Raw genomic sequence first — 10,120 nt, 5'->3', positions numbered from 1 at the left:
ACCCTTATTTGCAGAGAATGTGGTTTCAAAATCGCCTTGTTTGCGGTTTGAAGCGTTTATGTTTGCAGTTCGCTACAGCTAGGAAGCCAAGGGCAGCAACAGAGAATCCAAGTGTTTTGTTGATTTTCATGGTTACGCTACGAACAAATCCTCAAAGTTACTTAAGCTGTCGGCTTGGGACTGGTCAGTTAGAGCAGGTTGTTGCTTGTGCTGACAGCAAAGTGAATTTTTATCTCGAAAGTAAGCCCTTAAAATCCAAGTCACAGCAGAGGTCAGGTCATCGGTGAGAAGCAGTTTTTCCGCCTCAGCCTTTACGGGGTCAATCAAATCTTTGGGGATGCAAACCCGGTTATCTTTCGCCATAAATTAAACCTTCTTTAGTGATGCAACAGCTAATTTAAGTAACCCAATTGCATTGGCAGTCTGGGAATTAGGAATCTGTGCAATTCCTTGCCTAGATGCGATTGCACTAACTGATGGCAGCATTGCACCACCACCCACAAGGTAAATAGCATCCAGGTCATCAGCGCGGGATTGCAAATGCTTCCACGCAGGCACTAAACAAGATGCAAGCCATCCCTTAAGTTCGTCAGAGTAAATGCTTGAAAACTCCCAATTGGTGGTTCCATAAACAAAGTTCTTGCTCATCCCCTCTCGGATCAGATGAGGGTTAGCTGGTTTACCAAGGTGGCGACGGGTTTGGAGGTTATTCGCTATCGTCTCACAAAGATGGTGAACGCCTACTGTGTCAATCTTGCGACTATTTTGTAATAGTTTGTTGCCTTCAAATATTGAGGTGATAGTAGTTCCATGCCCCAGGTCAATGAGCGCGACTTTCTGCTGACCAGGAGCGCGGGAAACTAACAATGCTCCTACACCTTCCTCTGTTATTTGACAGGTGATATCAACGTTTACAATGTCTTTGCCATCAAACTTGACGATGTGCTTACCTTGCAAGGCTTTCTTTAGATCATGGGCAAAGGCTTGAGAGTCATGCAATGAAGCGACTAAAAACAAGTTATAGCTCTGCTGTCTAGGAGTTTGAGCAATTGCACCTAAGAGCATTTGCAGCCCATAAGTAATCTTGTTTTTGAAGTCATCAACAATGCGTCCAAATGACTGCTTACAGTAGATTTCGGCAGTCTCTCCAATCAACCACTTAGAGCCAGATAGATCAGAGCGTTCGCCTTGAAGATATTCGACTACCGCACCGTTGCCTAAGCTTTCGTAGTCGTTAGAGTCCGTTTCAATGACTTGTTTAAAGTAGGAGAGAATAAGTATCTCTCCTTGGGGTAAATGTAGTTTAGAATACCCGTTACCACAATCCCAAGAAGCAGGGGTCAACGATGGGGCTAATGTCCCTAATGTGGGACTTGATGCCAAATCTACCATCTGATTGAAGTCCTTAAATTTGTTTCAATTTTTCGTAAAACCTTTGTGGTGAAAAAGCTTTGGATATCTGCGGTTACTGTTCTATCCGTCTTGCGGGGTCTGTTATCCGCTTCCATCTGCGGTTGTTTTCGCCACTTTTGGTTTTTGGCTCACATTTACAAGATAACATTAAAATCCGCTTGCGGATTTGTGGTTTATAGGTTTTGTGGTTAGGATATTTTATCTATGTCCAGGTAAGCTTAAGTAAAAGTTATACAATTGGATTTGTGAACTTATCCGCACGAAATGTGGTAGAAAAGCAGTATCTGAGAACACGAGTTCCGAAAGAACTTCACAAGGAGTTCAAGCAAATGTGTGTTGCTGAGGAAGTAACTATGGAGGATGTTGTCGCAGAGCTTATCGAAAGCTGGGTACAAGAAAAACGAAAGCATCAAAAGCAAAATAAGGATGCAAGTAACGACTAAATATGATCAATTTCACTGAGGTATATCCCCTGTCGCTGCCCTCTGTCGTTACCCTCACCCTTCCATTGCTTGTCTAATGGGAAATCTTTACTCACCAGCCCTGGTATTTGCTTTGTCTTGGCAGATGATCACGTCTTGTATGTAGGGGGAACGAACCAACTTGAAAATTACTGCTCCCACAGGAAAACGGGACGCAGTAAAATCATCTGGAAAATGCTTAAAAACTGGCTAAAAAACGAAAATTCCCAAGCAGATTGAATGCTTGGGTGCAAAAAAAAAGGAGTAGCTCTTGCTGCTTCGGGTGCGCTCAGTTAGATGATGAGGCGAACACCAAGAACGACTGGAAATCGTTCACGAGTAGTCAACAAAAACTACAACCAGATTATTTTTCTATAATTGTTCACCTTCTAACCTAACAGAACGCGGCGACAACGGCAAAGAACTACTCCAAAAAACACAAAAAATATATGGAGTAGTACAAATGAATACGCTAGAAATGCAAAGTGCGCCCGGACTGTTAGATCATGGCGCAACCCCGAATATTTCTGAACCGCTTAAAATAGCACAATCTGCCCCAATTAAGCAAGAGTGTGTAGAAAATAAACGCCTGTTCAGTACACCACAAAAAACTAATGCCTCAAGAACTCAACAGGCATTTGAAAAATTCGACATCCGAAATTTTCAAGATCAGCTAGAACCGTCCAAAGCTAAAAATAAGTTTATTTGTCCAGTTTGTGGCGGGAATGACTTATCTATTGTCCCAGAAACCGGGAAGTACAGATGCTTCAATAATTGTGAGTGTAAGGACATCCGGGAGGCGATTAAACCTTGGGCTGAAGTGGTGGCAGAAAGAGCAGGGGCTAATTACACTCCCTCACCCAGAAGAAATTCACCTCAGCCCAAGACGGTCAAGCCCAAAACAACAATAATTCCAGAAGATTTCGCACTGGTCGCACTGACTGATAGGGCGATCGCTATTCCCCAGCCCCAGCCACTAACAAGCAAGCCGCCAAAAGGCATCCCCGGTCATGCTTCACAAGTAACCTATCCTTACTCACAATCCCAATGGGTAGTTCGCTATCAGTGGAAAGATACCAGCAAAGAGAAGGGTTACAATAAGTCCTTTCGCCAATGGCATAGGCTCCCAGATGGCACTCCAGAGATGAGAAAGGGGGACGAACCTTGGAGAGCTTATCGCCTTGATGAAGCAATTGCCGCTAGTAAATTGGTGCAAGGAACCCCGGCAATACTCCAGCACGAAGGGGAGGGGTGCGTTGAAGTTGGTCGAGAGCATGGGCTTGCTGGATTTACGTTCCAAGGTAGTGCCTGGGACAAGAAATCAATCCTGCCAGAATACCAACTCATCAAGGATTCAGGCATAGGGCTAATCATTTTTCTACATGACCCAGACGACACTGGACTAAAGAAACTTGCCTCTTGCCTTGAATGTGCGGCTGAAGTAGGAATTGCTCTGATAGGAATTAACCCAAATGATATCTGTCCCGATTTACCATATAAATCAAGTGATATCAAAGAAATCTTGGGGCAGATGGAAGTACCAGAGTTTATCCGCAGGTTAGAAGCAGAAATTCATGTGGCAGTTAACGCTCGTCAAGCAGCCGAAAGTCACATAAATAATGATGCTTCGACTCAAGAAACAGGTACAAGTTTTTTACAGCAAGCTTATCATTATCTATTCGGTGATAAATCTTGGATTTGTGCAAACGATGAGCTTTATTACCATGCACGGAATCATTACAAGTATTCCCCAGACTCAAAAGAACGTAGGCGCATTTCTGATTTCTGTGATGCTTACAAAGTTGAAGCTCCGAATGGTAAAATAACCTATCCTTACGCTTCTCCAACTTGGGTAAAGAAAGTTTTAGAGTGGGCGAAAATGCGAACAGAAATCGACCCAGAATTAATCAATCCGCCAGGAGTTAACTGCATTAATGGAATCGTTCGAGCCGTTTGGAATGGTAAGAATTTCACTATAACGCTAGACCCACATACCCCCGAAGATTATTTTATTTATGAGCCATTAATAGAGTACGACCCCAACGCTGATAGTACAGATTGTGAGCGCTTACTCGCTTGCTTAGATAAGCCACAGCAAGAAGTTCTTTTACGAAATCTTGCCGCATCCCTTGACCTACAAACTGTTAGAAAAGTTAGAGGAAGAGAAGCGAAAGCATTACTGGCGGTGGGACTAGGATCAAACGGTAAAGATGCGATTCGCAAATGTGTATCTATTATTTATGGAGAGACTGGGATAACCAGCATATCTCTATCTGACTTCCAAGCTTACGATGAGGGCAGAAAGTTTGGACTCGCACCACTAATGCATTCTCGGCTTAATTGGGCATCAGAAAACCCACAAACTTGCAGACTTGATAGAATACAAAGTCTGAAATTATTTGTCACAGGTAACAAGTTACATTGTGAGCGTAAAGGCAAAGACCATATTGAATTTACCCCGAACGCACCAGGCATTTTCAACTTAAATGAAACGCCACCATTGCAAGGAGTAATGCAAGCTACTCAAGATAGAATCGCAGTTTTGGAGTTTCTAAAAACATTTGTAAAAAATCCCGACCCCAACAACCCAAACGAATTACAAGCCGACTCCCGTTTTGCTGATGATTCAGAGTTTGTTAGAACGAAAGTAGCCCCAGCATTTCTAAATAAAATGTTAGAGGCTCTTAACAACCTTATCGAAGAAGGCATTGACTACGAATGTACAACTGATGCCTTCCGTAACGTTCAAAAAGACAACAATCATTTATTCCAATTCCTAGAAGATAACAACATAGGTTATTTGGAAGGGGGAGAGATTAGCGCACGGGCTTTATGGTCAATGTTAGAGATGTGGTACACCCAAAACGGCACACTCACTGTAGATGAGAGCAACCGCAGAACGTGGATCGACCAAGCCCGCCCTAGCGATAAAAACGTGAAGGGCATCAACCAAATCATTCCCCGCATCTCTCAACTGTTTCCGAAAGCGGTCAAAGGGACTAGGTACTGCGACGTTGCTAAAAGAAACATCCCAATACTCAAAGGCATTGGAATTTTGTCAGCTACCCGCACCACTTTAGGCGAAAACCGCACCACTTCCGCACCACTACCCGCACCAGAAACAACGCTAAATCAAGACTTCCGCACCACCCGCACCACTTTTTCTAATTCCACAGAAAACATTGAAGATCAGGAAATGCAATTAAATATTCTGACTGTTCCAATGGAAAAAGAAGAATATGTACCCCCAACTGGTGCAAGTGGTGCGGAACCCTTGCCAGATAAGGAAAACTGCTGCGTAAACTCCTGCGTTACTGGTGCGGATCAGCTAGAAAGTGGTGCGGGTATGCCAACTGAGGATCTGGCAGCGATCGCCGCGCCAATTGCATCCGATACTGTTTTGGTAAAAGCTGAGTCTGAGTTCTCATACTCACTGTTGCAGTTTGAGAAAGATGGCGGGGACATCGCAGGGTTTGTTGGTTGCCAAGTAGAAGTGCGATCGCTTAGTGGTGCTGTCAAGTTCGCAGGTGAAATGATTAACTACGACTCCAAGAATGGAATTGTGACTGTGGACACCGAGCAAGGCAACCGAGATGCGATTTTATGCGAGACGTTTGTAATTGACTAAGGAATATTCTCTATGAGCGAAAATGCTAAATCCTTTGATGTTGACCGAGAAGATTGGAGATTGAATAGGGCAGATTGGAGATTGAATGTTTTTGGTACAAGCCCAGCAGTCAAGTGGGCGGAATAAATCTAAAAGACGCTCGCGGACTCGCTTACGTCAATCTCAAATCTACAAGACGCTCCTACGTTGCTAACGCTACGCTATCGGCAATCTACAATTGTCTGACTAGCAATATTTATTAGTACCCAAACGCGTTAGGCTATCTTATTGACAAAAAATATTGTGGTGCCGCAATCTTCGGCATGAGTTTCTCTTGATGCCGCGCGGAATTACAGTAACTTTTAGGCTTATGCTGGTGGCTCTTTATCAATCAAGAGTTCTTTTTTACTCTGCTTTAACTGTTTCCAAAGTGCTTTAATCTGGTCGTAAGCATCTTCTGGGTCAAAGAGTAAGAAGTAGAATTAAGTTATTACCATTCAAAACTGTAATTTTAATACTTTATGTATATGCAGATATCAATGTAAAAGCAACATGAAAAAACTCAAAACTCAATCTAGATTTGTATTAAGAAGATTTTTTTGAATATGGATAACGACAATCAGATAGACAAAAATAATTTCCTCTACCAGCGCTATCGATATCTTGGTAAGTACACGCCTCAGAGTTTTTTATTCAATGCTAATCTTCAAGAATTTTCTGAACGTGTCTGTTATCTCTCTAATCTACAGACTTCGGGAAAAATTTCTTCAGAGGAGTGCTATGAGGAAATTGAGTTACTCTGGCAGCAGTTAACACAGAGCTTTAAGGCGCTAGGAATTGATCGGAAAGACGTTAATTGATAATTGTCAACAGTGTATACGCAATGCTATATTTACTGTGTACGCTGTTGACGACATGGAGATATAGATGGGGAAAAAAAGCAAGGAATCGCCTATTGTAAGCTTCCGTGTGCCACATTCTGTTGTCGAAAAGTTAATTACAGAAGGTAGATTAAAGCCTAACCATATAAAGTCAGAGTTATCCAACCTAATCAAAAATGACTGGTTAACCTCTGTTGATGCTGGTGTAGAACCGACTGTGAATGTAAATACTGTTTATGAGCAACTAGCAAAAATAGATAGAGTTCTAGAAATACTTGAGGACAATAAGCCGAATGGCGTTATTGATGACAATGTAGACAGTGTTGAAAAAATTAGCTTTCCTGAAAGCTCCGACTCAATCTCGCCAGATAATCAGCTTGTAGAGGTTGCCAACAGTAATGTACATCCCGTAGAAGAAATAAATGGGGATAATAAACCGAATGGCGTTGTTGATGAAAACAGTATTGAGTCATTGAATTTGAAAAAAAATACTTATAGGGCGCTTCTCGATGCAGAAATTAACACAATAGAAGATTTAAAGAAATATGGTGTCACAGGCTTGCGAACGCTGAAAAATCTGGGGAATAAATCTGTATCTCAGATAGTTGAAGCATTGCTCTTCCGAGGGATGGAGTTACCAGAGTTACCAGAGTTACAAGACCCGGAACATACGCCTTCTGTCTGAGAAGTAATTCCGAAAGCTACGCGCTAGGACTTGATGAGCCGTTTTCAATATCCCAGTGTCAAAAACGTTGTAGGCTGTGGGCGGTGATGTCGGCAAATAGTAGATTGGGTGTAAGGAGGGTAAGAGTATAGGGGTGTAAGGGTTTTGAACATTTACGCCTCCACGCTTCATTCGGCTGACGCTCACGGCGCAAGCCTATACTCTTATACCCCTCGTCATCCAAAATACTGATTTTCTATCACTGCGTTAGTCCTATTACTGGATACAGTTGGGGGTAGCGTCAGGAGTAGCATCGGGATAGAAAGTACGGATACCGCCTTCTCTTCTGACAAATACGGCTTTAAAAGTTCTATTCTCATCTGTGACACCCAGAAGACATGCTTGGTTAGTGGTGCTAGTGTTGGGGTTGTTCTTGTAACCTAAAGATGCGTTTGACAAAATTTCTTCAGCATTGAGGGTGTAAGGATAACCTTTGATAGTAGACTGAGCAGTGCCAGTACCTACCTTCATGACAACACCCATTGTGTAGACTGTGTTGGGAACAACTTCTTCCCTAAACGTATTATTATTCAGTCGTCCAGCTAAACCCTTATTTTGCAGTTCCACATAACGACCAACAAAATGTAGCCCACCAATAGAGCCTCCTTGAACTGCTTCTCCACAGAATACATGGTCAAAACCTGCGACATTAAACCAAAGATCGGTTAAATCGTTCAAGAAATCAGTATTTGAAGTACGACCTACTTTGAGATATCCTCCCACGTATGCTTTGACATTTGCCAAGACAGTAGGGTTATTCTGCATCATAGACTGGAAGCCAGTGCGACTGACAACAGTACCTGGAACGCTGCAAAGATTGACTACTGCTGTGTCAAAGCTATTGAGGGCTGGGGCGCTCGGTGTAACATCAGCTGGGCTACCATAGGCTAACCCGGATACAGGGTTGTTGATATCGTCAAACAAAGGTACAGAACCGGCTGGTAGAGAAGGAGAAGTGGAACCGGAAGAACCATAATCATTAATTATGATGTCATCAATGTTGGTTCGGTTTGCAGTTCCATCAGTCTTACGAATTTCACAGCGAACACTACCAGAGATGTTGGGTGTAAAAGTCGCTGTTTGCAAGGCTGTAGAAGTGGTATTGACAGTGGAGCCGATTTGTATCCATGAAGAGCCACTGTTAGTTGAACACCAAACACCCCAAGTAGTATTAGCGTCAGTACCAAACTTGGCGTATTTGATAGTAATAGAGCCTGCACCCGTAGTGCGATCAAATCGCATCGTCACTCTACCACTATTACGAATCCGGGCAGACTTTGCACCATTTTTTCTGTCAGTGCTGAGATCACCAATTAGAGTATCATTCAAATTCCATAAGCCTGTGCTGAGATTAACATCAGCATTTGCATAACTTGTTTTTGTACCACTTTCAAAACCTTCAGAAATTGTGGTGCTATTTGCACTAGTTACGCAAAAGGTAAGCAGTATAACTGCTCCTGTTGATACCTTAAAAGTAAAAGCTAACTTAGACATAGTTAATAGGTTAGTTACTTGAGTTAATTAGTAGTTGATCTTGAACCTAGATAGTTAAATTAACTCCGCTAAATTACTTCATTTAAAACGAATAAATAAAGAAATAATACAGGATTAAAAATCCTAACAAATCAGCAAAGATTAAATCATTTGATTTGAAAAAATCTGCATTACTATTGGTAATCTAGTTACTGAGTATGTCATTTACCTATTAAATTTTGATTAAATATAAGTTAAAAATTTGATTGCTAATTTATTTGATAGTTCAGTTATTAGTCTTCATCCTTAACCCACAGCATTCCAATCAGTGTAGCACTTACAAAAATTATCCCTGTGTCAAATGTTGCGTCTGTCAGTGAATCCCAAGCACTAAGCGCCGAGTAGTTGTTGGCAAATACTGCGTTAGTAAAAAACTTACAGGGATTTTGAAAAAAGTTGAACATCTTAGTAGAAATTTTTTCAGCCTCTTCTATTGCCATAATTTTTGAATCATAAGCCAAATCTTTCGTCAAGACAAGTGCTAAAATTTTTTGAGCTGCGGCTTGATGAATTTCTTTCCAGTGATCGCCAAGCCCTATATGCCCCATTTGACTAACAAATAAATCCAGAACTTCTGTCAAATCTTCAGATTCTTCAAGGGTCATATCAGAGCTTATTTCTTTTATTTCAAATAAAATACTTCCTATACTACGTTTTGTTAGGATTTCCGCTTTAAATTCTTTAATTTCTGAGGAATTTAGACTTTCTAATATTTTGATGCTCATTTTGTTTAAATAAGTAATTACAGCTTTTTGCAAGCTTCATCTAAAACATTACTACCAAGTTGATGCCTATTGGGGAGAAAGTAGCGAAGCTGCTATAAGCCGCCATGCAAGGCGCACGTCCGGTTCTCTTGGGGTGGCATTATAGCAATATAGTCCTGCTACCCGACTACGATGACCCAAAATCTATCTCAAGGAAGATATCCGAATTAATTAAAAGCACAGTAGGCTGCTACTAACAGGATAAAAACTGGACTTTACTTTTTGAAAGTTGGTTATAGCAGTGTCTTGAGTTTGGCATCATCAAAGATGTGCAAATGAGCGCACACCTAAGACCTCTGCTCTGGCAGAATGTGGAGAAATCAGAATTATGTCTTCTTGTGCAATATCTTTAAAAAAGTTATCGCCAGAAAATACCACCGCAGCGATTGGCGTTCGTGAGACAGACCCAACAATAGATGTCAATTTAAAAACATTTAGTGTTTGGGGAAATTTTGCTTGTACATCTGCTCTTGGGTCATTGGGATTACCAATGGAGTTGCATGGTGGTTCTTTTAGTGGAACTTATACAGTGAATGTGGAGTCACTACTTACTTCTAATATTTCTCAAGTATTTTTGACAAATTGGACTGTGAGCTTGCTAGACTCTGCCAACACTGTTTTGCGAAGATTATCTAAGACTTTACCTGGCAACACTGCTTACATTCAAGACAACATACTTGGTTTTATAAACGAAGGTTTATTTACACGAATTAATAGTGATTATTACGGCTTAGGAT

8 protein-coding genes and 1 pseudogene are annotated in these 10,120 nt (G+C 41.5%); 5 read left to right on the top strand and 4 right to left on the bottom strand.

The window, feature by feature from the left end; genetic code table 11:
• Positions 1–132: 132 nt before the first annotated feature.
• Entirely contained in the window at positions 133–363 is a 231-nt protein-coding gene (locus GNF10_RS31925; protein ID WP_185582120.1) for a hypothetical protein, read from the bottom strand.
• A gap of 3 nt (positions 364–366) precedes the next feature.
• Positions 367–1,392, bottom strand: coding sequence for a ParM/StbA family protein (locus GNF10_RS31920; RefSeq protein WP_185582121.1), 1,026 nt, complete (start codon positions 1,390–1,392; stop codon positions 367–369).
• A 266-nt stretch (positions 1,393–1,658) separates the two neighbouring features.
• Here GNF10_RS31920 and GNF10_RS31915 point away from each other — a divergent pair, with 266 nt between their 5' ends.
• The 4 genes from GNF10_RS31915 (at position 1,659) to GNF10_RS31900 (ending at position 7,047) form a co-directional block, all read left to right on the top strand.
• Positions 1,659–1,856 (top strand): plasmid partition protein ParG, encoded by a 198-nt coding sequence (locus GNF10_RS31915; protein WP_185582122.1) that lies wholly within the window; start codon positions 1,659–1,661, stop codon positions 1,854–1,856.
• Positions 1,857–2,337: 481 nt separating this feature from the next.
• Positions 2,338–5,502 (top strand): DUF5906 domain-containing protein, encoded by a 3,165-nt coding sequence (locus GNF10_RS31910; protein ID WP_260446359.1) that lies wholly within the window; start codon positions 2,338–2,340, stop codon positions 5,500–5,502.
• A 584-nt stretch (positions 5,503–6,086) separates the two neighbouring features.
• Positions 6,087–6,341, top strand: coding sequence for a hypothetical protein (locus tag GNF10_RS31905; protein WP_185580844.1), 255 nt, complete (start codon positions 6,087–6,089; stop codon positions 6,339–6,341).
• Positions 6,342–6,408: 67 nt separating this feature from the next.
• Complete coding sequence (locus tag GNF10_RS31900; protein WP_185607351.1) at positions 6,409–7,047, top strand: DNA-directed RNA polymerase subunit alpha C-terminal domain-containing protein; 639 nt, start codon at positions 6,409–6,411, stop codon at positions 7,045–7,047.
• A gap of 255 nt (positions 7,048–7,302) precedes the next feature.
• On the opposite strand, the gene GNF10_RS31895 is transcribed toward GNF10_RS31900, so the two are convergent.
• Positions 7,303–8,580 carry an EndoU domain-containing protein gene (locus GNF10_RS31895; protein WP_185607350.1) on the bottom strand — a complete coding sequence of 426 codons (1,278 nt, stop codon included), beginning with the start codon at positions 8,578–8,580 and terminating at the stop codon, positions 7,303–7,305.
• A 272-nt stretch (positions 8,581–8,852) separates the two neighbouring features.
• Positions 8,853–9,377, bottom strand: coding sequence for a hypothetical protein (locus tag GNF10_RS31890; RefSeq protein WP_185588051.1), 525 nt, complete (start codon positions 9,375–9,377; stop codon positions 8,853–8,855).
• A gap of 334 nt (positions 9,378–9,711) precedes the next feature.
• Between GNF10_RS31890 and GNF10_RS31885 the strand changes: the two are divergent.
• Positions 9,712–10,120: pseudogene (locus GNF10_RS31885) on the top strand (hypothetical protein); the annotation flags it as partial.

It is taken from the genome of Nostoc sp. UCD121, assembly GCF_014222285.1.
Lineage (GTDB): Bacteria > Cyanobacteriota > Cyanobacteriia > Cyanobacteriales > Nostocaceae > Nostoc.
The sequence above is the reverse complement of the archived record's forward strand: the minus strand, read 5'-3'. Positions and strand labels throughout refer to the sequence as shown.

Bases quoted from the DNA above. Each gene is read 5' to 3' on its own strand.
- GNF10_RS31925 (WP_185582120.1), bottom strand. From the start codon at position 363: ATGGCGAAAGATAACCGGGTTTGCATCCCCAAAGATTTGATTGACCCC.
- GNF10_RS31920 (WP_185582121.1), bottom strand. From the start codon at position 1,392: ATGGTAGATTTGGCATCAAGTCCCACATTAGGGACATTAGCCCCATCG.
- GNF10_RS31910 (WP_260446359.1), top strand. From the start codon at position 2,338: ATGAATACGCTAGAAATGCAAAGTGCGCCCGGACTGTTAGATCATGGC.
- GNF10_RS31905 (WP_185580844.1), top strand. From the start codon at position 6,087: ATGGATAACGACAATCAGATAGACAAAAATAATTTCCTCTACCAGCGC.
- GNF10_RS31900 (WP_185607351.1), top strand. From the start codon at position 6,409: ATGGGGAAAAAAAGCAAGGAATCGCCTATTGTAAGCTTCCGTGTGCCA.
- GNF10_RS31895 (WP_185607350.1), bottom strand. From the start codon at position 8,580: ATGTCTAAGTTAGCTTTTACTTTTAAGGTATCAACAGGAGCAGTTATA.